Genomic DNA, 23,050 nt, shown 5'->3' on the forward strand with positions numbered 1-23,050 from the left:
GCCTCTCATTGCCTGCTGTCCTTCATCGGCTTCTCGTCCTGCTGGTCGGTGCTGTGCTGGTCGGTCGCGTCAACCCGGCGCGCGACGTCGGATGTGCGCGCCACCAGCGCGTCGAACAGAACCAGCAGCTCGGGCCGGGTGGCGACCGCGGCCCGCTGGCGCTCGACGGTGGCCGTGTCCCCGCGGCGGACGGGACCGGTCAGCGCCCGCTCCGGACCCTGCTCGGCCCAGTTCTCGACCGTTCGCCGCACCAGGGGTGCGAGCATGGCCCGGGCCTGCTCGGGCGCGATGCCGGCCGAGGCGGCGACCTGCTCGGCGGTGTCGGCCAGGGTCACGAGGAAGTTCGAGGCGATCGAGGCCGCGGCGTGGTACCCGGCGCGCTGCCCGTCCGCCAGCGGGAGGGCGTGAGCGCCGAGCAGGGTGGCCAGGCCGGTGGCGGTGGCGAGGGCGTCCTCGTCGCGGCCGGCGACGGCGCAGGTGATGCCATGGAAGACGGCGGGGTCCTCGTTGCCGGTGAAGGTCTGCAGCGGGTGCAGCCCGAAGTCCGCGGCACCGAGCGGCGTCGCGCCCGAGGTGTGTCCGATCAGCCGGCCACGCCCGGCGGCCGCGGCCGTGGCGTCACCGATCGCCGCGTCCGGGACGCAGAGCAGCACGATGTCCGCCGCCGGGATCGCGTCGCCCCGCCCGGTGGGGCCGAGCACGGGGACGCCCGCGGCGCGCAGGGCGCGGGCCAGCACACGACCGAGTCGACCACGCCCGACGACGGCGACGGACGCAGCGGTGCCCGGCGGGGGCAGGGTGGTGAGCATCGGTGTTCAGCCAGTCGATGAGAGGGATCGCACCCGGAATCGGGTCACCTCATGGTAGCGAGCGCAGGCAAGCGGGCCGCCCCCTCATCGAGACCGTCACGCATGCGCGGGCAGAGTCGAGGCGTCACACTGGAGGGAGGACGAGCGGACGAGGAGAGGAGGCGGTCATGGCACACGACCACGCGCACGGCAACGCTGGGGCCGACCGGAGTCGACTGCTCGTCGCCTTCGGCATCACCGCGCTGATCCTCGTGGCGGAGGCCGTCGGCGCCGTCGTCACCGGCAGCCTCGCCCTGCTCGCCGACGCCGGCCACATGTTCACCGACGCCGCGGGGCTGCTCATCGCCGTCATCGCCGCGACTCTCGTCCGCCGGCCGCCGACGATGCGCCGCACCTGGGGGTATGCCCGCGCCGAGGTGCTGGCCGCCTCGATGCAGGCCGGCCTGCTGCTGATCGTCGGCGTCTTCGTCATCGTCGAGGCCATCCGCCGTCTCGTCGAACCGCCCGAGGTGGCGTCCGGCGCCATGATCTGGTTCGGCGTCGTCGGCCTCGTGGGCAACCTCGTGTCGATGGCCGTGCTCGCGGGCGGCCACGGCGGTTCGCTGAACAGCCGGGCGGCATTCCTCGAGGTGGTCAACGACGCGCTCGGCTCGATCGCCGTCATCATCGCCGCCCTCGTGATCGCGACGACGGGCTGGACGGGTGCCGACTCGATCGCATCCCTGCTGATCGGAGCGCTCATCATCCCGCGCACGCTTCGGCTGCTGAAGGAGACCACCGACGTGCTGCTGGAGAGCACGCCGCGCGGGCTGGACCTGGGGAGCGTACGGCAGCACATCCTCGCGATGCCGCACGTGGTGGACGTCCACGACCTGCACGCAAGTCTCGTCGGCAGTGGCACGCCGGTGCTCTCCGGTCACGTCACCCTGGAGGACGAGTGTCTGCGGGACGGGCACGCCCCGGCCATCCTCGCCGACCTGCAGCGCTGCGTCGCCGAGCACTTCGCGATGCCGATCGAGCACTCGACGTTCCAGCTGGAGACGGTGGCCCACCGGGACCAGGAGCACATCCCGCACTGACGGCCGCCTGAACGGATCACCCTTGGTCGTTCCTGGAAAGCCGCTGCTCGACAATGTCGTGTATGACTCGACTCCAGAATCACCGATGACCCACGACAACCGCGGTTGGTGGCGGCGGAAGTTCGCTCCTGATGTCCGGACGGTCGGCCGGGGGGAACGACGGCTGCTCCTCCGCAGCTCGGTCGTGCTCGCTCTCGTCGGGGCGGTCGTCTTTGCGACGATGCTCGTCGGCGTCCTCACTCACACGGGCGTGCAGCGACTCGACCTGCCGGTCGAGTCGTGGTTCGACGCGCAGCGCGATCCGGGACGGACCGGGGTGATGGACGTCGTCGCGACGGTGTTCGGGCCGGTCGGCATGCCGATCGTCGTCGCCGTCGTCTCGATCACGTGGGCGTTCCTCGCCCGGCACGCCTGGCGGCCCGTGGTCCTCGCGTGCGGGATGCTGCTGGGCGTCGCGTCGGCCGAGCTCCTCGCGCCGGTCGTGCGGCACCCCCGCCCACCGGTCCGGCTCATGCTCCTCGGCCCGGACCACACGTTCTCGTTTCCGTCCGGACACGTCATGGGCGCCAGCGACTTCTTCCTCATCGGGGCGCTCCTCGTCGCGTCACGGACGCACCGGCAATGGGTGACCGTGGTGCTCTTCGTCGTCGCAGCGGTGGCGATGGCCGTGCAGGTGGTGAGCCGCCTCTACCTCGGCTACCACTGGTTGACGGACACCCTCGCGTCCGTCGGGCTGTCCCTGATGATCACCGCACTCGCGATCACCGTCGACACGCACCTCACGGCGCGGGTTCGCGACATCGCGCGCGAAGGCCACGAGTCCGGGGAACCCGAGACCGTCGCAACGGACTGAGCCGATGACGGCGTCACTGGCCGTCGAGGCTGCCGATCACGATCGTCCACGGCTGCACGGTGCGCTCGGCGATGAGTCCCTCGAGCTTGAACGGGTCCTGGTCGAGGTCGGCCTCGACCGCCTCCGCGGTGTCCGCCTCCATGACGATCAGGGCCGCGCCGTTCTCGGTCGGGCCCGAGAGCCGCAACCGGCCCTGCTCGTGCAGGCCGCGCAGGAAGGCGCGGTGCCGGGGCCGGTGCTCGTCCAGGCGAGCGGTGTCGTCGGCGTAGCGGTAGGTGACGGCGAACAGGGCCATCGCAGCACTCCTTCGGTCGGCGGGCCGCCGCCGGGCCCGCTCGTGACGAGTGGATCCGGCGACGTCGTTCGCCTCCCACGCTAGGCCCTCACCGTCGGCCGGGACCCCGGCGCGGTCGCCGTGTGACGTGCGCTCGGGCCACAGGACCTGGTCCGCGCCTCAGCCGGGCCGGCATCCGGCGGCGACCGTGATGGTCGCGGCGCCGAGCCGTGCGGTGCACGTCGTCCCCCCGGTGTCGCGGTGCGGACCGGAGGGATCCTCCGCCGACCCGGCGACGAGGCGGACGGACAACGGTGCGGCGGCGGCCCGCCGGTCCCGGGTGGGCAGCCATGCGCGTCCGGTCTCGGCCAGGATCAGGAGGCCGTGGTCGTCCCCGACGGCGGCGAAGTCGGCGGACTCGGTGCCGGCGAACGGCGTCAGGCCCGCCACCTCGGCGAGCGTGCGGACGGCGGCAGGCACGTCGGGCACCGCGACGCCGACCTCGCTGATTCCCAGGAGGTGGTGCGGGCCGAACGGCTGCTCGCCGATCCGGTCGGGCAGCCGTTCGCGCGTGATGAGCTCGAGCACCGCCCTCGACGGCCCAGCGAAGTAGAGCGACCGGCTGTCCCACCCCGGCGGCCCGGTGAACTCGTCCTGGCCGTCCCGGGCGAGCAGGGTCGCACCGTTCGGTCAGCCACCGCCGCGCGGCGTCGAACGCGTCGGCGGGAATCGCGAGTGCGAGGTGGTCGGCGACGTCGGCGTCGGGCCGCAGCTCCAGCGTCAACGTCGCGTCCCCCACGGCGACGACGAGCGCCTCGCCGTGACGGACGGCCGGCAGTCCCAGCGTGTGCGACCAGACGCGCTCCGCTTCGTCCAGATCGGTGACGCCGGTGGTCACCCGGGTGATCCGCATGGCTCGGAGGCTACGCCCGGGGACGCCGTCCGGGAAGCACGAAACGCGCGCGGGTCATCCGGGCGTGCGCCCTTCGACGTCCCCCCGCCGATCACGGAGGCGACCGACGACGGTGACGGCCAGGAGCACGCCCGCGAACACGCCGGCCGCAACGAGCGCGGCCAGCCAGAACAGCGTCTGCGGGGCGAACATCGCCAGCAGCGCCGCTGCCACCAGAGCGGACACGGTCAGCGCGACGAATTCACCGCGGAGGGGCGTGCCCCGCGGCTTGGTCAGCCCGAGGAACTCGTGCCACCTCATGGAGTCGACGCGGTCCTCACACGTGGTCGCGCCAGGAGTGCTCCGGCGCGAAGCCGAACATGCGCTTGGCCTTCGCGTTGGCGAGCAGGCTCTCGTGCTCGCCGAGCTCCTTGGTGACCTTCACGTCCGGGAACCGGGTCGCGGCCAGCTCGGCGCTGCTGCGGGACATCACGCTGTCGTCGTTGGCGATGACGAACGTCTCGTACCCGGTGTGTTGCCAGGTCAGCGCCTTGCGCACCGCCTGGGCACCGTCGCGCCGGTCGATGTAGGCCCAGAGGTTCCAGTCGCGGCTGGTGACGTCGGCGTCGAAGCTCGGGAACTGCGCGTAGTCCTCGACCGCCATCACGTTGGAGAACCGCAGCCCGACCATCTTCAGGTCCGGGTTCCAGCGCACGAATTGGTGGGCCATCGTCTCCTCGAGGTGCTTGACCAGCGAGTAGGTGGACTCGGGCCGTACCGGGTACTCCTCGTCGACGGGCAGGTACGGCGGGTCCTGCGCGAAGGGGATGCCGAGAAGCGTCTCGCTGGAGGCGTGCACGATGTTGCGGATGCCCAGCCGCAGCGCGGCACGGAACACGTGGTAGCTGGCGAGGATGTTGTTCTCGAAGGTGGCGACGTCCGGCGCGAGGCCGGCCGACGGCAGCGCGGCCAGGTGCACGACGGCGTCGATCCCGTCGTGCCGGTCCTCGATCCCGCCGAGGGCGTCGATCGTCTGGCCGTAGTCGGTCAGGTCGACGCGGGCACCGGTCGCGGGGTCCGCGGGCTTGACCTGGTCGAGGGTGATCACCTGGTGCCCGTGGGCGACCAGGTCCTCGACGACGGCGACGCCGAGCTTGCCGGAGGAGCCGGTCACCGCCACGCGCAGCGGGGTGTCCGAGTGAGTGCTGTTCTGATCGGTCACGTGCGATCTCCTGTCTCGCGGTCTGTCTGCTGAGCTGTCTGCGGGTCTGTCTGCTGGTCTGTCTGCTGGCCGGCGACCCCGTACGTCGCCGGTGGGCGACCGGCCGCGAAGCCGTACCCGGCGTCGGCGAGGGCGGCGCGCAGCAGGCGCATCGCCTTCGGGCCGACTCCGTGCAGTGAGGCCACCCAGGCTTCCGGGTAGGTGCTGAGCTGTTCGAGCGTCGCGATGCCCTGCGCGGCGAGAGCCCGATGCGCGGGCGCACTGGTGACCGGCAGGGGGGTGCTCATGTCCCGACGGTAGTGCACGCCGTGCTCAGGTCACAGGGCCGTCCACGTGGCGACCCGGCCCCGCGGGGGCGACGTCGCCGCCGGCGTCCGCGGCGGCTGCGCCGTCGGCGTCGAGCCCGCCGGAGCCCGCGAGCGCGGTGGCCGTCGCGTCGAGGAAGCGGATGACCACCTCCCGTTCCTGCGGCGTCAGGTCCGCGGCGGCCCCGTACCGGCGCGCCTGCACCCGGCCGACCGTGTTCATCGCCGTCTCGTGGGTGCCCGGTGTGACCCGCACGGCCTGGGACCGCCGGTCGGTCGGGTGCGGGGTGCGGGTGATGTGACCGGCCGCCTCGAGCCGGTCGAGCAGCTTGGTCGTCGAGGCGCTCGCGATCCCGAGGTGCCGGGCGAGCGCACCGGGCGTGACGGCCTCGCCGCGGTGGGCGGCGACGACGAGGAAGTGGATGGCCCGCATGTCCGTCGCGTTCAGGCGCATGTACCGCTGGGACTGTTCGGCGAGGTCGCGCTCGACGCCGTTGAGCCGGCCCATTGCGCCCATCAGCCGGTCGATCTGGGCGATGTCGCCCGGCGTCAGGCCGGCCCGGTCCACGAGGCGGCCCTGCGGATCGCTCGCGTCGAGCCGGTAGATCGCGGCAGGGTCCGCCGCGCCCTCCCGGGACTCCGCCGCCTGCTGTTCCGTCATCAGTGCACCTCCGGCGTCCATGCTAGGCGGCTTCCTTCTCGCCGAGCTATTTGTTAGCTTGGCGAAAGATCATCGCGTCGACCGGGAGAACGATCATGAGCACGCGCACACCGACCACCACCGCGCCGGGCACCCGTCCAGGCGGCGGCGCAGGCGGCAGGCGCCCCGGCGGCCGGGCCCTGCGCATCGTGCTGCCCGCGCTGCTCATCACCATCTGGTTCGTCGCGGCCGGCATCGGCGGCCCCTACTTCGGCAAGGTCGACGAGGTCTCCTCCAACGACCAGACGAGCTTCCTGCCCGCGAGCGCCGACGCGACGAAAGTCCAGAACCGGCTCGGCGACTTCACGTCCTCCGATGCCCTCCCCGCCGTCGCCGTCATGACCGCCGACCGCACCCTCACCGCGCAGGACCGGCAGGCACTGACCACCGCCGTCACACGGCTGAAAGAGATCGACGGCGTCGAGAGCGGTATCTCGCCCCTGATCCCGGCGAAGGACGGGCGGGCGGCCGAGGCGTTCGTCCCGATCAGCTCCTCCGGCGAGGTGGCCACCGTCGTCGAGCAGGTGCGGGACCGCCTGACCCGGGCCGCGCCCGACGGCGTCTCCGTCCACATCACGGGACCGGCCGGCTTCACCGCGGACCTGGTCGGCGCCTTCGCCGGCATCGACGGGGTGCTGCTGCTCGTGGCTCTCGCCGCGGTGCTCGTCATCCTCGTGATCGTCTACCGGTCCCTGCTGCTGCCGGTCGCGGTGCTGGCGACCAGCATGTTCGCCCTGTGCGTCGCGCTGCTGACGGTGTGGTGGCTGGCGAAGGCCGGCATCCTCACGCTCACCGGGCAGACCCAGGGCATCCTCTTCATCCTCGTGATCGGCGCGGCGACGGATTACTCGCTGCTCTACACCGCCCGCTACCGGGAGGAGCTGCGGTCCACGCCGGACAAGGGTGCCGCGACCCTCGCGGCCTGGCGCAGCGCCGTCGAGCCGATCGCCGCGTCCGGGGGCACCGTGATCGTCGGCCTGCTGTGCCTGCTGCTCTCGGACCTGAACTCGAACAAGTCGCTCGGCCCGGTGGCGGCGCTCGGCATCGTGTTCGCGATGCTCGCGGCCCTCACCCTGCTCCCGGCGCTGCTGTTCGCGTTCGGCCGGGCGGCGTACTGGCCCCGGCGGCCCCGGTTCGAGCCGGAACACCGGCACAACGCCGTCGACCCCCGCGGCCTGTACGCCCGGGTGGGCCGCCTCGTCGCCCGTCGGCCGCGGACGGTGTGGATCACGTGCGTGGCGCTGCTGCTGGCCGGTGCCGCCGGGATCGTGGGCCTGCGCGCGGACGGGGTGCCGCAGAGCGACCTCGTGATCGGCACCTCGGACGCCCGCGACGGTCAGAAGGCCCTCGCCGAGCACTTCCCGGGCGGCTCCGGCTCCCCCGCCTCGGTCATCGTCGAGCAGGGCGACCTGCAACGCGCGGCCGACGTGCTGCTCGCGCACGACGGCGTCGACGCCGTGACGGTGACGAGCGCGGACTCGCCGTCGGGCTCGGCGCCGGTGACGAAAGACGGCGTCGGGACCGTCGGACGGCCCGGCACCCCGGCACCGAAACCGACGGTGGCGGACGGCGACGTGCTGCTGCAGGCGACCCTGACGGATCCGGCGGACAGTGCAGCCGCCGAGGCCACCGTGCGCTCGCTGCGCTCCGACCTCGCCGGCGTGGCCCTGGTCGGTGGGGAGACGGCGACGGCGATCGACACCAACGACACGTCGATCCATGACCGGACGCTGATCATCCCGCTGACCCTCGCCGTCATCCTCGTCATCCTGATGCTGCTGCTGCGCGCCGTGATCGCGCCGGTGCTGCTCATCATCACGACGGTGATCTCGTTCGCCACCGCTCTGGGCGTCTCCTCGCTGGTGTTCAACCATGTGCTGAACCTGCCCGGCGCGGACCCCTCGGTGCCGCTCTTCGGCTTCGTGTTCCTCGTGGCGCTGGGGATCGACTACAACATCTTCCTCATGACGCGCGTGCGGGAGGAGTCCGCGCGGCACGGCACCCGGCCGGGCATCCTGCGCGGCCTCGCGGTGACGGGCGGGGTGATCACCTCGGCCGGCGTCGTGCTCGCGGCGACGTTCGCCGCCCTGGCCGTCATCCCGGTGCTGTTCCTGCTGCAGATCGCGTTCATCGTGGCCTTCGGGGTGCTCCTGGACACCTTCGTCGTGCGCACGCTGCTGGTCCCGGCGCTGACCTACCAGGTCGGGCCGGCCATCTGGTGGCCCGGCCGGCTGTCCCGTCCGGCCGGCCGCCACGCCGCGGACGTTCGACCGGACCCGGCGCCAGCTCGTTGAGTGGTCACTTCTCGACGGTTCTGAGCGCTGTGCGGCTGGATTTCCGTCATCTATCGACCAGTGGACCGGGAGTCGGGAGGCCGGGCGTCAGAAGGTGAGCGAGCCGCGCAGCACCGAGTCGCCGGAGTGGGCCGGGTTCCCGTCGAAGGGCTCGTCGGAGACGTCCACCGTCGCGTAGTCGTGCACGTCCAGTCCTGCGGGCACGGGCAGCACCGCGGACCCGTCGTGCAGGGTGCCGAGGCTGACCATTCGTCTGCCGTCCTTCGCGATCAGCCACACCTCGGGGTAGCCGCGCACGCGGTCGCCGCCGACCTGCAGGCGCAGTTCTTCGATGCCGTTCGCGGTGCGCTCCAGCTCCGCCGAGCCCGACCCTGTGCCGCCGGACGCCGCGACGGGCGCGAGGTTCGCGGTCGCGAGCACCTGGCCGCCCGAGCGCGCACTGATGCCCCACGCGACGCCGAGCACGACGAGGGCGGCGACGACGGCCCCGGCGACGAAGCTCCAGGTCCGGGCGCCGGGACGACGACGGCGGCGCGGCGCGCTGCCGGCACCGGACCGAGCGGCTTCGTCCCGGCCCGCCCGGCGACCTGCCCGGCCCCCCGGGCGACCTGCCGGGCGGTTGGACGCGCCGGGACGCGCACCCGGCCCGGACGCGGCCGAGTCGCGCTCGGGCGCCGGGGAGGCGCCGTCCTGCACGGCGCCCGGCACTCCGCCCGCGGCACCGCCACCCGATGCACCGGCCGGCGCCGACGCCGCGCCAGTCTCCGTGTCCGTCCTCGCGTCGATCCGCGACCGGATGCCGGACCACACGGCGTCGGACGGCGGTTCCAGTTCCGGGCCGCTCGTCCGGGCGGCGTCGGCGAGCGCGGCGAGGTCCACGACCTCGGCCCGGCAGTGGGCACACCCGTCCAGGTGGGCCCGGGCGGCGTCGCCGACGTCCTCCCCGAGGGCGGCCAGCGCGACGGTGTCACCATCCAGATGCTTCACGGCTCGCCTCCATCCGTCGTCTCAGGTCGAGCAGGCCACGGCGCAGGTGGCTCTTCACCGTACCGAGCGGCACCCCGGTGCGGTCGGCGATCTGCCGGTGGGTCAGGTCCTCGTAGAACGCGAGGTGGAGGAAGGAGAGCGGCGGGTCGGGCAGGGTCGCGAGCACGTCGCGGACCATCAGCCGGGTGACGGCGGCCTCGACCTCGTCCTCGCCGGGCACCGCGGCGTCGGGGTCGTGATCGGCCAGGTCGGCGGTGCGGCTGCGGTCCGTGGCCAGCTGCCGGGCCCGGTCGGCGATCACGCGGCGGGTGATGCCGATGATCCAGGCAGGCAGCACCGCCCGCTCGGGGTCGAAACTGGCCCGGTAGGTCCAGGCCCGGACGAACACGTCCTGCACGACGTCGTCGGCGACGTCGGGATCGCGGACGGCACGCAGCGCGAGCCCCCGGACGACGGCGCCGCAGTGCCGGAACGCACGCTCGAGCACCTCCGGGTCACCCTCCCGGAACCGCGGATCAGCCGCGGCATCCCACACCGGAGCGGTGCGCTTCATGCCGACTCCCGTGATCGACCGCCCCGATCGACGACGGCGGGGCCGGACCCGTGTCTGCTTGACCGCGAGTATACGGAAGGGCTCACCGCACGGGTTCGGCGGTGACGACGACGTTGTCACGGTAGTCCTGCGCCTCGGGCAGCCACGGGCCGCCGCAGGTGACCAGGCGCAGCACGGGGGAGCCGTCGCGCCGGAACAGGTCGGTCGATCCCAGCCGCGCCTTCGTGATCGCGTCGACGGCACGGACCCGGTAGGAGAGCACCTTGCCGGTACTGAGCACGACGTCGACGGTGTCGCCGGGCCGCAGGTCCTTGATCCGGTACAGCGGCGTCTTGCCCCAGGGTGCGTCGACGTGGCCGGCGAACACGGACGACCCGGCGGCGCTGCCGGGCGCGGGGCCGTACCGGTACCAGCTGATGCGGCCCGGCGTCAGGGGGATGGCCAGGGCACCGCGGTCGTCGACGCCCATCGCGTCCACGGGCAGGGCGAGGTCCTGGGCCGGCGCGCGCACCTCGACGGGGGTGGCGACGGCGCGGGCGGGAGCGGGGACGGCCTTCGCGAGGGGGACGCGGCCGAGGACGGCTGAGCGGGGGGCCGCGGATGACGGCGCCGTGGACGCCGGAGTCGGCGAGGCGGTCGACGAGGCGGTCGACGAGGCGGTCGACGAGGTCGGGTCCGGTGCTGTGCTCGTGGGCGCACCGACGGTCAACCCGGTGGGCTCCCCCGGTTCGGGTGCCGGCAGGGCGGCCAGTCCCGTCGACCCGAGCACGAGCAGCCCCGCGACGCCGAGCACGGTCGAACCGCGCGTCAGACGCAGCGGAGGACCGCCGACACCCCGGGCCGGGACCGGTCCGGGGGATCGACGGGAAGGGTGACCCTGCCGGTGCCGAGGGGACGCGGCATCGGCAGGGTCGGACGGGCGGATCATCGAGCTGGGGCTCCACTCAGGCTCGGGTGTGAGCCGCCCGGGCCGCCCGGCGGGAGAGCACCAGGGCGCCGGCGACGGCGGCGACGCCCAGCACGGCACCGACGGCGACCCCGGGCCCGGGATCGGCGGCGGCACCGGTGGTACCCGCTGGCACCCCGTTCGGGTTCTGCTGCATGCCGCCCACGGTCTGGGTGGCGAGGGCGAGGGTGCCGTCGGCGGCCGAGCCCCACGCGTAGACGACCGTCGTCGTGCCCTCGCCGAGGGCGAGGTCGGCGGGACCGATCACCGGCTTCGTGGTGCCGGCGAGCGCGACCGCGGCGGACACGGTGCCCGCGGGCACCTCGAGGGAGGCCTCCTTGGGGTTGGTCAGCCCGCTCAGCACGGCCTTGCCGCCGGCGAGGACGTCGACCGCGGGGGCGGCGGCGACGTGCCGGACGGTCAGGCGCGCCTGTCCGGTCGGGACGGTCGAGGTGTCGTTGGTGAACAGCGTCGCGCCCGGCTTGCCGGCGGCGGTCAGGTGCGCGACGGCGGTGTAGTCGCCCCCGGCCTTCAGGTCGGCGGCGACCGGGCCGATGATCGGCGAGGAGGCGTCCGCGGCGTCGGGCGCCGTGATCGCCAGTTGGTGGCTGCCGGCGGGCACCGGCAGCGGGCCGGCGAGCGTGCCGGGGGTGAAGTTGTCCAGGGTGAGGGCGCCGTCGACGTAGACGTCGACGGTGGTGCCGGGCACGGCGTGCAGCACGGAGAGCTGCGCGTCGCCGTCGGCGGCGGTGGCGGGTGACGCGGTGGCGAGACCGACGGTGGCGAGGCCGAGAACGGCCGCGGCGGCAAGGGTGGTGCGCATGGTGGTTCCTCCGGGGGAAGGGAACCGGCGCGTGAGCCGGTCCGAGTGGGTCGGGACACTCGTGCTACCGGTCGCGCACCGTCCCCGGATGCACGGGTGTCCCCGCCGGGGCGGAATGGGCCCCGGACGAGGCCGGATTCCCGGTCATGGGGCGCCGCGGACGGTGGCCGTCGTGGGCCGGCGTGCTAGAGATGGAACCGACAGCACCCTGACCAGCCGCCTCGAGGAATCGATGACCTCCGCGACCCCCGACGAACCCGTCCGGTCCCGCCTGCGCCTGTCCGGCGGGCGGGATCGCGCCGTGTTGATCGGCGCGCTCGGGATCCTCAGCGCGGTCAGCCCCCTGGCCACCGACATGTACCTGGCCTCCATGCCGGGATTGAGTGCGTGGTTCGGCACCTCCGCCTCGGCCGTCCAGCTGACCCTGACCTCGTACATGATCGGCATGGCACTCGGGCAGTTCTTCCTCGGCCCCGTCTCGGACGTGCTGGGCCGGCACCGGCTCCTCGTCGCGGGCAACGCGGTGTTCCTCGTCTGCTCGGTGCTCATCGTGTTCGCGCCGAGCATCGGGGTGATGATCGCGCTGCGGGCGCTGCAGGGGGCGGCCGGAGCGGCCGGCGTCGTCATCGCGCGGGCCATCGTGGCGGACATCGCGACGGGCCGGCAGGCGGCGAAACTCTACTCGATCCTCGCCACGATCACCTCGGTGTCACCGGTCGTCGCACCGCTGCTCGGAGGGGTGATCGCGACCGTCGCCCCGTGGCAGGCGGTGTTCTGGGCGCTGACCGTGTTCGGGGCGGTGATGCTGGTCTGCTCGGTCGTGGTCGTGCCCGAGACGCTGCCGCCGGCGGCCCGGCATCACGCGCTGCGCGGTGTGCTCGGCCTGTCGCTGCGGGTGATGCGGACCGGCTCCTTCATGGCGTACGCGTTCACGTTCGCCTTCTCGTTCGGCTCCCTGTTCTCCTACATCTCGGCGTCCTCGTTCGTGATCCAGAACGTGCTGGGCTTCTCCGCGCTCGCGTACTCGGTGGCCTTCGCCGTCAACGCGTGCGGCGCCATCGTCGGTGGCCTGGTCAACGCCCGGCTGGTGGACCGCGTGGAGCCGGCGGCCATCCTGCGCGTCGCCGTCATGGTGATGGCGGCCGTCAATCTCGTCGGCCTCGTGCTGATCCTCAGCGGCGTCACGGGGTGGATGACCCTGGTGCAGCTGCTCATCGGGCAGACCGCGATCGGTTTCATCATGGGCAACGCGGTGGCCCAGGCACAGAGCCGGGTGCCCGGGCTGGCCGGCGCCGGCGCTGCGGTGCTCGGCCTGCTGCAGTTCGTGCTCGGCGGCCTGGTCAGCCCCCTGACGGGTATCGCCGGGCAGCACACGGCCGTCCCGATGGCGCTCTCGATGGCGGTGTGGTCAGTCCTCGCTCTCGGGACCGCGTTCCTCGCCCGCCGACTCAGTCGCTGACGTCACGCACGGCGTCGGACCCCATCCGGCGCGCTGACCGATACGCACTCCGGCGCAGTCACACGCGCTCCCGTGCGCTGACCTCGCCGGTTCCTTCCGATCGACGGGAGTCTCCCTGCCCCTGTTCGGCGCGCACCGCCGAGTCGGCATGATGGTGTCATGACCACCCACGCCGCCGCCGAGAACGGCTCCCTCGCCTCCGTCGCGTCCGCCGGCTCGCTCGCGTCGGTGCTGTCCGCCGGGTCGATCGCTTCCGTTGCGTCGGTGGGGTCGATCGCGTCCGTCGGATCCGTCGGTTCCTTCGCCTCGATCGGGTCGGCCGGGTCCGTCGCGTCGATCGGCTCCTCCGGCTCGATCGCGTCCATCGGATCCGTCGGATCGTTCGCCTCGATCAACAGCTTCGGCGGCATCGGCGTGATCAACGGGATGCCCGTGTTCGTGCTCGCCGCTCTGGCCGCGATTCCCGCCGCCCTGCTGCTCCGGGGACGGCGGCGCCGCGCCTGAGCGTCACACCCGTTCGCGGATCCAGGCCGCCAGCGTCGCCGTCTTGAGCTCTCGGTCGGCGGGCCGGTCGATCGTCACCCACGCCCATTCCGAGGCCATCCGCAGCACCACGTGCAGCCGGAGCCTCGCCCGCGCCGCGTCGTCGATGCCACCGTGGGCGTCGAGCAGCGCGGGCACGAGGCCGCTCTCGCGCTCGTGCATCAGGTGGATGACGGTCAGCGCCAGGTCGTGCATCGGGTCGCCCCATTCGGCGCGTTCGAGGTCGACGACGCCGCTGATCGCGGGCAGGGTGCCGGGGAGGTGCCGCAGCAGGACGTTGCCCCCGTTGAGGTCTTGATGGCAGAACGACGGCGGGATCTCCTCGTCCAGCGGCGTGGTACCGGCCAGGCGCTCGATGCCGGCCGCGAGTTCCTCCTCGCCCCCGGCGGCCCGGAACCCGGCGACCGTCCCCTCCACGAGGGCGTCCGTCCAGGACCGCAGACCGGGCCGGCGCTCCCCTGCGGTCCCGGCTGCGTCGGCGGCGGTATCGGGCCCCGTGTCGATCAGCGCGCCGAAGTGGGGACCGGTCACGGCGTGCAGACGCCCGGCGATCGCACCGACCTCGGCGACGACGTGACGCTCCTCCGCCGCCGAGAGCCCCGGCCGCCGATCCGCCCATCGGGCGCCGGGCAGCCGATTCACGATCACGAAGGGCATCCCGTCGTCGGACCGGCCCCGCGCGACCAGCCGCGGCACCAGGTCACCGAGCACCCCGGCGATCCGCAGGGCGTGCGCCTCCGTCGCGGCGCGTTCCTCCGCGGCAGCCGGGAAGACCTTGACGACCAGCGGCTCGCTCTGATGGTCCCTCGCTTCCCCCGCCACCCTCAGCCCGAGCAGGTGGCCGACGGCGCCCTGCACGGGCGGTCGCCACGCGGGGTCGAGGTGCACGGGCGCACCGATGGCGTCCGTCGCGGCCGCCGTCACTGCGGAGATCAGTGCCTCGGTGATCCTCGGAGCGGCCATCGTCCGATCGTCCCACGGGGAAGCGGACCACCGGGGTCGCTCGAGGGCCTGGGCTCAGGTGCCGGGCACCTCGAGGTGGACGGTGACGACGTCGCCGAGGTCGATGCTCTCCGCCCGGCGCACGGCGTCCTTGACCGGCAGCGCGTACGTGCCGTCCTTGGCATACATCGCCGTCGTCCACGTCGTCCCGCCGATCCGGGCACGCGCCGGGATCATGCCCCAGCCGTAGGTGACCTCCGCGGCCAGGTCCCGGACCTCCGCCGCGACCGGCGGCGGGAGGCTGACGAAGTGGTACGGCGCGGGGCCGCGCCAGTGCCACACCTCGGCATCGAACCGGCTCTCCATGGCCGCCGCTCTCCTCGTGGACGGGTTACTCGCACCGTTGCTCGTCCGTCGCCCGTCCGGCACATCCGTCCGCGCCCATCGTGTCCTGCCAAGCGCCGAGCCGCCACCTTCGCGAGTAGTCTGTCCGGTGGGTCGCACCGCCAGTGGGGGTCGTGCGCATCGAGTCGATGAGGCATCGCCATGGTCGCTGTGGACCACCTTCTCCGTTCCTCCTCGAACCCGGCGGCCGTGGGGCGCCGCCGCTGGTTCGCCGTCGTGCCGCGGCGTCTGGCGACGCTCGCCGCCGTCGCCGGCGTCCTGGCGACGCAGTTGATCACCGCCGGTGGCGCCGTCGCGGCCGTCCCCATCACCGACCCGAACAACGTGCAGGTGCTCGTCACCAAGCAGCGGCCGCTCGACCCGCTGCGCTACGTGCCGCCGGACCTCGTGCGGGGTCCCGGCGGCTACCTCATGCGCTCGGTGACCTCCACGGCGCTGGGCCGGCTCTGCGCGGGTGCGGCCGCCGCCGGATCGCCCCTGGCGACGGTGAGCGCGTACCGCTCGTACGACCAACAGGCCGCGCTCTTCGCCAGCTATGTCAACCAGTACGGCCTGGCGTACGCCGAGACGATCTCCGCGCACCCCGGGCACAGCGAGCACCAGACCGGGCTCGCCGTGGACGTCGGCAACGCGGACGGCAGCTGCGGTCTCGGCAGCTGCTTCGGCAGCACCCCGGGTGGCCGCTGGGTCGCGGCGAACGCCTGGCGGTACGGGTTCATCGTCCGCTACCCCAACGGCTACACCGCGATCACCGGGTACACGTGGGAGCCGTGGCACCTGCGCTACGTCGGCCCGACCCTGGCGGCGGACATGCGCAACCGCGGCATCGCGACCATGGAGCAGTACTTCAGCACCCCGCCGCGGCCCGCCTTCGCGACGTCCGCCGACCTCGGCGCCATCGATCCGGCGGGCACCCTGTGGAGCTACCCCGCCACCGGACGCGGGACGCTGGGACAGCGGGTCGCGGTCGGCGCCGGCTGGGGCGGTGTGACCGGCGGTGCCGTCGTCGACTGGAACGGCGACGGCCGGCTCGACGTGATCGGCCGCCACGCGGACGGCACCCTGTGGTTCTATCCCGGCCGGTCGACGCCGGGCCTCGGTACGGGCGTGCTGCTCGGCACCGGCTGGAACGGGTGGGCCGTCACCCCCGGCCCCTGGGTCAACGGGCGAGCGACGTCGATCATCGCCCGCGGCCCGGACGGCGTGCTCTACCAGTACCCGAACGCCGGCAATCGGCTCGGTGCCCGTACCGTGATCGGGCGCGGCTGGGGCACGACCACCACGACGATGGTCGACGTCGACGGGGACGGCCGCCAGGATCTCATCGCCAAGCGGAGCGACGGGCTGCTGCTGCTCTACCGCGGCAACGGCGCCGGCGGCTTCGTGCCGGAGACCCGGGCGGTGCTGGGCCGCGGGTGGAACGGCATCTCGTCCGTCTCCGTGGTGTTCGGGTTCAACGGGGCCGGCAGCAAGGGTGTGCTCGCCCGCAGCGCGGTCGACGGCTCCTTGTCGTACTACCCGCTGATCGGCGGGCGATTCGCGCCGCGCATCGTCGTCGGCTCCGGCTGGAGCACGTATCGCATCCTCTCGTGAGGCTCGCGAGGTTGTCGGGAGAGTGCGTCCGCACCGCGGACAGGACCTGACCGGCCGCCCTGTCCGAGCGCGCCGATCCCTGCCACGATGACGGCATGGACACCCTCACCGTCACCGAGATCCTCGACGCGTCGCTGACCGACTGGCGGCGCCTGGCCCAGGGGCTGCATGCCCGGTACCGCACCCGGGACTTCCGCACGGGGCTGGCACTGGTCGACGCGGCGGCGCAGGCCGCCGAGGAGGCCGACCACCACCCGGACGTCACGCTGCGCTACGCCTCCGTCGAGTTCCGCCTGCTCAGCCACGACGCCGGCGGGGTCACCGACCGCGACGTCGAGCTCGCCCGGCGCATCAGTGAGATCGCGGCGGGGCTCGGGGTCGAGGCGACGCCGCAGAAGCTGGCCCTCGTCGAGCTCGGGCTCGACACCGCGGACGTCGCGGCGCTCGGTCCGTTCTGGGCGGCGCTGCTCACCGGGTCGGCGACGAACGTGGACGGCGACGACGTCGTGGACCGGACGGGGCAGACACCGTTGATCTGGTTCCAGCACACCGACCCGCACGAGACGCCGCGGCAGCGGTTCCACCTCGACGTGTGGGTCCCGCACGACGTCGCCGACGAGCGGATCGCGGCCGCGGTCGCCGCGGGCGGCACGATCGTGGACGATTCGCCGGCGCCCACCTTCACCGTCCTCGCCGACGCCGAGGGCAACCGGGCGTGCGTGTGCACCTGCCTCGGACGGTGAGCGGCATGCCGTATGCCCCATGAGGCATACGGCACGCCGTCGGGCTCACTTGCCGGTGGTGAGCACCATCCGGAACCGGGCGTCGCCGGCCATCATCTTGTCGTAGGCCCGCTGGGCCTCCTCGAGCGGCACCGTCTCGATCGTCGGCTTGACCCCGGTCAGGACGCTGAAGCGCAGGGCGTCCTCGGAGTCCTTGGACGTTCCGGAGGCGTGCCCCTGCACGGCGGTCGAGCCGGGGATGAGGGCGAACGGCGGCACCTGCATCGGGTCCGCCGAGGCGCCCACGACGACGAGCTGCCCGCGCGGCCGCAGGCCGCCGAGCGCCGGGGTCATGGCGTCCGGGACGGTGACGGTGGCGAGCACGACCGAGGCGCCGCCGAGCTTGTTCAGCTCCTCCGCGACGTCCGACGTCGTCGAGTCGATGTAGTGGTGGGCGCCGAGGTCGCGGGCGAGGGACTCCTTCTCGGAGCCCCGGGCGATCGCGACCGTCTCGAAGCCCATCTTCACGGCGTACTGGACACCCAGGTGGCCGAGTCCACCGACGCCGAGGATGGCGACGACGTCGCCGGGCCGCGCGACGGACTCACGCAGCGCGTTGAAGGTCGTCACCCCGGCGCACAGCAGCGGGGCCGCGTCGACGTCGGAGAGGTCGTCGGGGATGCTGACGAGGGCCTCGGCGGGCGCGATCATGTACTCGGCGTACCCGCCGTCGTAGGCGATGCCGGCCACGAGACCGTTCTCGCAGGCGATGAAGTCGCCGCGGCGGCAGGAGTCGCAGGTGAAATCGCAGCCGCCGAACCAGCCGACCCCCACCCGCTGGCCGGCCGTCCAGGCGGTGACACCCTCGCCGAGCGCGTCGATCTCGCCGGCCACTTCGTGACCGGGCGCGCGGGGGAAGTCGTTGCCCATGGCACCGGCCACGGTCAGGGAATCGGAGTGGCACACGCCGCAGGCGCGCACGTGGACACGGACCTGGCCGGGACCCGGCTCGGGGATCTCGACCTCGGTGATCTCGAAGGGAGCGTTGGCCTCGGGGACCCGGGCGATCGTCATGGTGGTCATGCTCGCGATGCTACCCATTGAACCTCCACCCGGCCTGTGCCATCGTATGTGTACAGCGTCCACATATGGACGTCGCACGGCGATCTGTCACCCACGACCGATGAGGAGAAGGACATGAACGCCACCCCCGCAGCACTGCCCCCGGTGGTCGACCCCGATACCTGGCGGCAGCAGCTGGACGATCTGCGCCGGCGCGAGAAGGCCGCGACCCACGAGTTGGACGCCATCGCCGCCCAGCGGCGTCGCCTGCCGATGGTGCGCCTGCCCGAGTACACGCTGGCCGGCGAGAACGGGCCCGTCCGGCTGGTCGACGTGTTCGACGGCCGTTCGCAGCTGATCACCTACCACCACATGTGGTTCCCGGGCGAGCAGTGGCAGTGCGGCGGCTGCACGGGCTTCACGTCCCAGTACACGCGGCTGGACTTCCTCGACACCTACGACGCCCGGTTCGTCGTCGTCACGCAGGGCCCCATCGACGAGGCCCTCGCGTACCGCGACACCGTCGGCAACAGGATGACCTGGTACTCGACCGACGACAGCCCGTTCGGTGCGGACATGGGCGCGGGCCCCGGCGAGGGCTTCGCGGTCAACGTGTTCCTGCGCGACGGGGACACCGTCTACCGCACCTGGCACACCGACGGCCGGGGCACCGAGCAGCTCACGCACACCTTCCCGCTGATCGACCTGCTTCCGTGGGGCCGGCAGGAGGAGTGGCAGGACTCCCCGGAGGGCTGGCCGCGGAACACCACGTACGAGGGATGGCTGGACTCCCCCGACATCGCCCGGCTGTATGGGCCGAACGGTACGTGCGACCCGACGCCGGCCCGCACCAGCACCAGCACCCGCACCACCCAGGCGACGGACCCCGCCGCCACCGCCCCGACGACGCAGGAGACGACCCGATGACCCAGGCGCCCCCCGAGGAACGCTTCGTCCGCTCCCACACGATCGACGCCACCCCGGCGGCGATCTTCGCGGTGCTGACGGATCCGACCCGGCACCAGGAGACCGAGCCCACGGACTGGGTGAGGGACGCGCGGGACACCGAGCGGCTGACCGCGGTCGGCCAGGTCTTCGCGATGAACATGTTCCACGTGGGCGCGGGCGGGGACTACGTCATGCACAACACGGTGATCGCGCTCGAACCCGACCGGACGATCGCGTGGCGTCCCGGCCAAGAACACGAGGGAGCGATCCGCTCGGGTGGCTGGACGTGGCGGTACGACCTGCAGCCGACCGGTACGGACGGGGGCGGAACCGGCGGTGGCACCGAGGTGACCCTGACCTACGACTGGTCGGCCGTGCCCGAGAAGCTGCGCCAGTACGTCAACGTCCCGCCGTTCGAGCCGGAGTTCCTGGACCGGTCCCTCGCCTCGCTCGAGGCCGCGGCCACGGGCACCGTGACCGGGACCCGCTAGCGGTCGGTGATCCGGGCACGGATGGCGAGCGCGTCACGTTCGTAGAGCGCGGCGTGCTCGGCCAGTTCCGGGTTGTCGAGTTCGACGGCCTTCTGGACCGAGAAGACGGCGAGCTCGTCGAGGCGTTCGGCCGTGGTCTCGCGCAGGACGTCGGCGGTGACGGCCGGTTCACCGTACCGGGCGAGCAGCCGGTCGAGCCGCGCGTCCCGCTGCGCGTCGGTGAAGCCGTCCGCCCGGTCGGTGGTCAGCGGGACGATCCGGTAGGCGAGGTAGGCCAGGTCCCACACGCGCGGGCCCGGTGATGCGTGGTCGGCATCGATGAGGCCCACCGCCCGGCCGTCGCGGAACACCATGTTGTACGGGGCCGCGTCGTTGTGGCAGAGGACCTCGACGGGCTCGTGCGACGCCGAGCGCCACGGTCCGGTGCGGTCGGCGGTCGCGGAGGCCGCGTGGAAGCGGCGCAGCAGGTCCGTCGCGGAGTCGAGCGCCTCCTGCGCCCACAGCCAGGCCGGCATCGGGTACGCGGGGACGTCACCGGGCAGGTACTCGAGCCGTTCGCGTTCGCCGTGCTGGTCGTCGGTCTCGACGCCGCGGGGCTCGGGCACGCCGTCCATCCCCTGCGCACGGCAGTGGGCGAGCAGGCGATGCACCGCCGGGGTCCACGGGCCGGTGGTCCGCAGGACGACGTCGCCCCGACGGCTCACCGGCCCCATGTTGCCGCCGGCGAGCCGCTGCTCGGGCACGAGCTCGAGCTCGGGCTCGGGCACGAGCTCCTCCGAGGACGAGCCGTCGGGTGTCGACATGGGCAGCCTCTCGGGGGTCGGTTCCGTGAGCGTCTGGTCGGTCGGGATGAGCTCAGTAGGCGACGGTGAACCGCTGCCGGTGATGGACCGGCCGCTCGATCTCGTCGACGATGGCGGCGGCGAGGTCCTGGCCCGAGAGGTCGGAGTTGCCGTTCTCGTCGGTGAGGAGGACGTCGCCGCCGGTGCGGTAGGTCCCGGTCGCCTCGCCGGGCGCGTACGCGCCGAAGCCGGCGGCGGGGCTGACGAAGAACCAGTCGAGGGTCTCGTCCTGCTCGCGCAGCCAGTCGAGGACGTCGGTCATCTCCACAGCCTCCGCCTTGAAGGCGTCCGGGAAGTCGTCGGTGTCCATGAGCAGCGGCCCGTCCGGGGCGACCCGCAGCGATCCGGCCCCGCCGATGATGCCGAACCGGGTGCCGTGCTGCTGCGCGTGCCGGGCGACGTTCTCGGCGGCGGGGGCCACCTGCCCGGCCATCGCACCGCGCGGGGAGACGGTGACGAGGACGGTGTCGGCGTCCACCGCGGCCGCCGCGACGGCGTCGTCGGTGATCGATCCGGCCCGGTAGGTGACGCCGTCGAGCTGCTCGTCGGGGACGGTGCGGCTGATCGAGGTGACGGTGTGGCCGCGGCGGGCGGCCTCGGCCACGAGGTGGGCGCCGGCGTATCCGGTGCCGCCGATGACGGTGATGCGCGACATGTGTTCTCCTTCACGTCCGAGCGGGGTGCTCACCGGTGTCAAGGCCGCCTCGATCCCCGGCATTCCCGGGACGAGGGCGATTCTCGGTCCTCCGGGGGGCCTCCCGGCCCGGGTGGGCCCGGGCGTAGGGTGGACGTGCTCCGCCCCGGGAGTGGTCCCCACGAAAGGTAGCGGTTCTCATGTTCGGTCCCGACAATGTCCGGCGGCGGTGGCGCGTCGAGGACATCACCGTCACGAAGCCCGATGTGATCAAGCGCGCCATCGGCGCCGCTGCCATCGGCAACGTCACCGAGTGGTACGACTTCGGCGTCTACGGCTACCTCCAGACCACCATCGAGGGCGTTTTCCTGCCCAAGGACGCCGGCGTCGCGGGCGGCATCATCGTCGCCGGCCTGTTCGCCGTCGCCTTCCTGGTCCGCCCCTTCGGTGGCATGTTCTTCGGTCCGCTCGCGGACCGCATCGGCCGCAACAAGGTCCTCGCCGTCACCATGATCATGATGGCGCTCGGCACCTTCGCGATCGGCGTCCTGCCCAGCTATGCGGCCATCGGCCTCGGCGCCCCGTTCCTGCTGCTGGCCTGCCGGCTGGTGCAGGGCTTCTCCACCGGCGGTGAGTACGGCAACGCGATGACGTTCATCGCCGAGTACGCGCCGGACCGGCGGCGCGGCTTCCTCGGCAGCCTGCTCGAGGTCGGCACGTTCATCGGCTACCTGCTCGGCGCCTCCATCGCGACCCTCGTCGGCGTCCTGCTCACCGAGGACCAGTTGACCTCCTGGGGCTGGCGGCTGCCGTTCTTCCTCGCCCTGCCGCTCGGCCTGGTCGGTGTGTACCTGCGGTCCCGTCTCGCGGACACCCCGGCGTACCTGGCGCTGGAGAAGGAGTCCGAGGATCGGGAGAAGGAGAACAAGGTCTCCGGCGAGTTCAAGAAGATCTTCTCCCTGTGGCCCAACCTGCTCGCCTGCATCGGCCTGGTGCTCGCGTGGAACGTCACCAACTACATGCTCACCGCGTACATGCCCACGTTCTTCCCGGACATCCAGCGGATCCAGGGCTCCGGCGGCGTCTCGGAGGTGACCTCGCAGATCCTGCAGATCATCGTGATGGCCGTGTGCGTGGTCATGATCCCGATCATCGGCCGGCTCTCGGACCGGTTCGGCCGCAAGCTGATCGTGCGGATCGGCTCGGTCGCCCTGATCGTGCTCTCGATCCCGTCCCTGCTGCTGATCCGCGGCACCGGCGGGGTCAGCGTGCTCGCGGGCCTGCTGATCATGGGCCTGAGCCTGATCTGCTTCAGCGCGACCATGCCGTCGACGCTGCCGTCCCTGTTCCCGACGGTCGTCCGTGCGGGCGCCCTGTCCATCGCGTTCAACATCTCCGTCTCGCTGTTCGGCGGCACGACGTCGACCGTGATGAAGGCGCTCGTCGGCGGCACCGGCAACCTGATGTGGCCGGCGTACTACCTGATCGCGGCCGGCATCATCGGGCTGATCTCGATCCAGCGGGTGCCGGAGTCCAACGGAAAGGCCCTGTGGGGCTCCACCCCCTCGGCCGGCTCGAAGCAGGAGGCCAAGGAGATGGTCGCGGACTTGAAGGCCGAAGCGGCCGGCTGAGATCGGTCGCTCAGCGTCCTCGCTCGCGGTGCCGGCCGCCC

Annotated in this window: 26 protein-coding genes; 10 read left to right on the top strand and 16 right to left on the bottom strand. The window is 72.7% G+C overall.

Going from position 1 to position 23,050, the window contains the following annotated elements:
- Positions 1-5: 5 nt before the first annotated feature.
- The gene (locus V6N00_RS03570; protein WP_334230670.1) at positions 6-809 is read right to left on the bottom strand and encodes a Rossmann-like and DUF2520 domain-containing protein; all 804 of its coding nucleotides are present in this window, start codon (positions 807-809) and stop codon (positions 6-8) included.
- A 167-nt stretch (positions 810-976) separates the two neighbouring features.
- Here V6N00_RS03570 and V6N00_RS03575 point away from each other — a divergent pair, with 167 nt between their 5' ends.
- Both V6N00_RS03575 and V6N00_RS03580 read left to right on the top strand, forming a co-directional pair.
- Positions 977-1,888 (top strand): cation diffusion facilitator family transporter, encoded by a 912-nt coding sequence (locus tag V6N00_RS03575; RefSeq protein ID WP_334230671.1) that lies wholly within the window; start codon positions 977-979, stop codon positions 1,886-1,888.
- 85 nt (positions 1,889-1,973) lie between these two features.
- Positions 1,974-2,741 carry a phosphatase PAP2 family protein gene (locus V6N00_RS03580; protein ID WP_334230672.1) on the top strand — a complete coding sequence of 256 codons (768 nt, stop codon included), beginning with the start codon at positions 1,974-1,976 and terminating at the stop codon, positions 2,739-2,741.
- A 13-nt stretch (positions 2,742-2,754) separates the two neighbouring features.
- Here V6N00_RS03580 and V6N00_RS03585 read toward each other — a convergent pair whose 3' ends face one another.
- From V6N00_RS03585 to V6N00_RS03610, 6 genes are all read right to left on the bottom strand, one after another.
- Positions 2,755-3,036 (bottom strand): YciI family protein, encoded by a 282-nt coding sequence (locus tag V6N00_RS03585; RefSeq protein WP_334230673.1) that lies wholly within the window; start codon positions 3,034-3,036, stop codon positions 2,755-2,757.
- A gap of 159 nt (positions 3,037-3,195) precedes the next feature.
- The gene (locus V6N00_RS03590) at positions 3,196-3,603 is read right to left on the bottom strand and encodes a hypothetical protein (RefSeq protein ID WP_334230674.1); all 408 of its coding nucleotides are present in this window, start codon (positions 3,601-3,603) and stop codon (positions 3,196-3,198) included.
- A 379-nt stretch (positions 3,604-3,982) separates the two neighbouring features.
- The gene (locus V6N00_RS03595) at positions 3,983-4,228 is read right to left on the bottom strand and encodes a hypothetical protein (RefSeq protein WP_334230675.1); all 246 of its coding nucleotides are present in this window, start codon (positions 4,226-4,228) and stop codon (positions 3,983-3,985) included.
- Between the two features lie 16 nt (positions 4,229-4,244).
- On the bottom strand, positions 4,245-5,093 hold the full coding sequence (locus tag V6N00_RS03600; RefSeq protein WP_334230757.1) for an NAD-dependent epimerase/dehydratase family protein: 849 nt from the start codon (positions 5,091-5,093) through the stop codon (positions 4,245-4,247).
- A gap of 32 nt (positions 5,094-5,125) precedes the next feature.
- Positions 5,126-5,416 carry a helix-hairpin-helix domain-containing protein gene (locus tag V6N00_RS03605; RefSeq protein WP_334230676.1) on the bottom strand — a complete coding sequence of 97 codons (291 nt, stop codon included), beginning with the start codon at positions 5,414-5,416 and terminating at the stop codon, positions 5,126-5,128.
- A 25-nt stretch (positions 5,417-5,441) separates the two neighbouring features.
- Complete coding sequence (locus tag V6N00_RS03610) at positions 5,442-6,095, bottom strand: MarR family winged helix-turn-helix transcriptional regulator (protein ID WP_334230677.1); 654 nt, start codon at positions 6,093-6,095, stop codon at positions 5,442-5,444.
- A gap of 95 nt (positions 6,096-6,190) precedes the next feature.
- On the opposite strand from V6N00_RS03610, the gene V6N00_RS03615 reads away from it, so the two are divergent.
- Entirely contained in the window at positions 6,191-8,428 is a 2,238-nt protein-coding gene (locus tag V6N00_RS03615; protein ID WP_334230678.1) for an MMPL family transporter, read from the top strand.
- 87 nt (positions 8,429-8,515) lie between these two features.
- Here V6N00_RS03615 and V6N00_RS03620 read toward each other — a convergent pair whose 3' ends face one another.
- From V6N00_RS03620 to V6N00_RS03635, 4 genes are all read right to left on the bottom strand, one after another.
- Positions 8,516-9,415, bottom strand: a complete 900-nt coding sequence (locus V6N00_RS03620; protein ID WP_334230679.1) for an anti-sigma factor — start codon at positions 9,413-9,415, stop codon at positions 8,516-8,518.
- Positions 9,396-9,968 carry an RNA polymerase sigma factor gene (locus V6N00_RS03625; protein WP_334230680.1) on the bottom strand — a complete coding sequence of 191 codons (573 nt, stop codon included), beginning with the start codon at positions 9,966-9,968 and terminating at the stop codon, positions 9,396-9,398. Before V6N00_RS03625 ends, V6N00_RS03620 begins: the two co-directional genes overlap by 20 nt.
- 82 nt (positions 9,969-10,050) lie before the next feature.
- Positions 10,051-10,761 (bottom strand): class F sortase, encoded by a 711-nt coding sequence (locus V6N00_RS03630; RefSeq protein WP_334230681.1) that lies wholly within the window; start codon positions 10,759-10,761, stop codon positions 10,051-10,053.
- A 151-nt stretch (positions 10,762-10,912) separates the two neighbouring features.
- Positions 10,913-11,737 (bottom strand): DUF4397 domain-containing protein, encoded by an 825-nt coding sequence (locus tag V6N00_RS03635; protein ID WP_334230682.1) that lies wholly within the window; start codon positions 11,735-11,737, stop codon positions 10,913-10,915.
- Positions 11,738-11,969: 232 nt separating this feature from the next.
- Here V6N00_RS03635 and V6N00_RS03640 point away from each other — a divergent pair, with 232 nt between their 5' ends.
- A complete protein-coding gene (locus V6N00_RS03640; protein WP_334230683.1) occupies positions 11,970-13,196 on the top strand; it encodes a multidrug effflux MFS transporter in 1,227 nt (408 codons plus the stop codon).
- A 159-nt stretch (positions 13,197-13,355) separates the two neighbouring features.
- Complete coding sequence (locus tag V6N00_RS03645) at positions 13,356-13,700, top strand: hypothetical protein (RefSeq protein ID WP_334230684.1); 345 nt, start codon at positions 13,356-13,358, stop codon at positions 13,698-13,700.
- 3 nt (positions 13,701-13,703) lie between these two features.
- Here V6N00_RS03645 and V6N00_RS03650 read toward each other — a convergent pair whose 3' ends face one another.
- Together V6N00_RS03650 and V6N00_RS03655 are read right to left on the bottom strand one after the other, a co-directional pair.
- On the bottom strand, positions 13,704-14,702 hold the full coding sequence (locus V6N00_RS03650; protein ID WP_334230685.1) for a phosphotransferase family protein: 999 nt from the start codon (positions 14,700-14,702) through the stop codon (positions 13,704-13,706).
- A gap of 54 nt (positions 14,703-14,756) precedes the next feature.
- Positions 14,757-15,047 carry a DUF1905 domain-containing protein gene (locus V6N00_RS03655; protein WP_334230686.1) on the bottom strand — a complete coding sequence of 97 codons (291 nt, stop codon included), beginning with the start codon at positions 15,045-15,047 and terminating at the stop codon, positions 14,757-14,759.
- Between the two features lie 180 nt (positions 15,048-15,227).
- Here V6N00_RS03655 and V6N00_RS03660 point away from each other — a divergent pair, with 180 nt between their 5' ends.
- Together V6N00_RS03660 and V6N00_RS03665 are read left to right on the top strand one after the other, a co-directional pair.
- Entirely contained in the window at positions 15,228-16,679 is a 1,452-nt protein-coding gene (locus V6N00_RS03660) for a D-alanyl-D-alanine carboxypeptidase family protein (protein WP_334230687.1), read from the top strand.
- A 95-nt stretch (positions 16,680-16,774) separates the two neighbouring features.
- On the top strand, positions 16,775-17,422 hold the full coding sequence (locus V6N00_RS03665) for a 4a-hydroxytetrahydrobiopterin dehydratase (RefSeq protein ID WP_334230688.1): 648 nt from the start codon (positions 16,775-16,777) through the stop codon (positions 17,420-17,422).
- 45 nt (positions 17,423-17,467) lie between these two features.
- Here the strand turns inward: V6N00_RS03665 and V6N00_RS03670 are convergent, their stop codons facing one another.
- The gene (locus V6N00_RS03670; RefSeq protein WP_334230689.1) at positions 17,468-18,484 is read right to left on the bottom strand and encodes an alcohol dehydrogenase; all 1,017 of its coding nucleotides are present in this window, start codon (positions 18,482-18,484) and stop codon (positions 17,468-17,470) included.
- 114 nt (positions 18,485-18,598) lie between these two features.
- Here V6N00_RS03670 and V6N00_RS03675 point away from each other — a divergent pair, with 114 nt between their 5' ends.
- Together V6N00_RS03675 and V6N00_RS03680 are read left to right on the top strand one after the other, a co-directional pair.
- Positions 18,599-19,390, top strand: coding sequence for a DUF899 domain-containing protein (locus tag V6N00_RS03675; protein ID WP_334230690.1), 792 nt, complete (start codon positions 18,599-18,601; stop codon positions 19,388-19,390).
- Positions 19,387-19,902, top strand: a complete 516-nt coding sequence (locus V6N00_RS03680) for an SRPBCC family protein (protein WP_334230691.1) — start codon at positions 19,387-19,389, stop codon at positions 19,900-19,902. The genes V6N00_RS03675 and V6N00_RS03680 overlap by 4 nt, the downstream gene beginning before the upstream one ends.
- Here the strand turns inward: V6N00_RS03680 and V6N00_RS03685 are convergent.
- Complete coding sequence (locus tag V6N00_RS03685) at positions 19,899-20,705, bottom strand: phosphotransferase (protein WP_334230692.1); 807 nt, start codon at positions 20,703-20,705, stop codon at positions 19,899-19,901. The genes V6N00_RS03680 and V6N00_RS03685 overlap by 4 nt on opposite strands.
- 52 nt (positions 20,706-20,757) lie before the next feature.
- Complete coding sequence (locus V6N00_RS03690; protein WP_334230693.1) at positions 20,758-21,399, bottom strand: NAD(P)-dependent oxidoreductase; 642 nt, start codon at positions 21,397-21,399, stop codon at positions 20,758-20,760.
- 179 nt (positions 21,400-21,578) lie between these two features.
- Here V6N00_RS03690 and V6N00_RS03695 point away from each other — a divergent pair, with 179 nt between their 5' ends.
- Positions 21,579-23,009, top strand: a complete 1,431-nt coding sequence (locus V6N00_RS03695) for an MFS transporter (RefSeq protein WP_334230694.1) — start codon at positions 21,579-21,581, stop codon at positions 23,007-23,009.
- Positions 23,010-23,050 lie beyond the last annotated feature (41 nt).

Source organism: Tersicoccus mangrovi (assembly GCF_036881825.1).
GTDB lineage: Bacteria > Actinomycetota > Actinomycetes > Actinomycetales > Micrococcaceae > Tersicoccus > Tersicoccus mangrovi.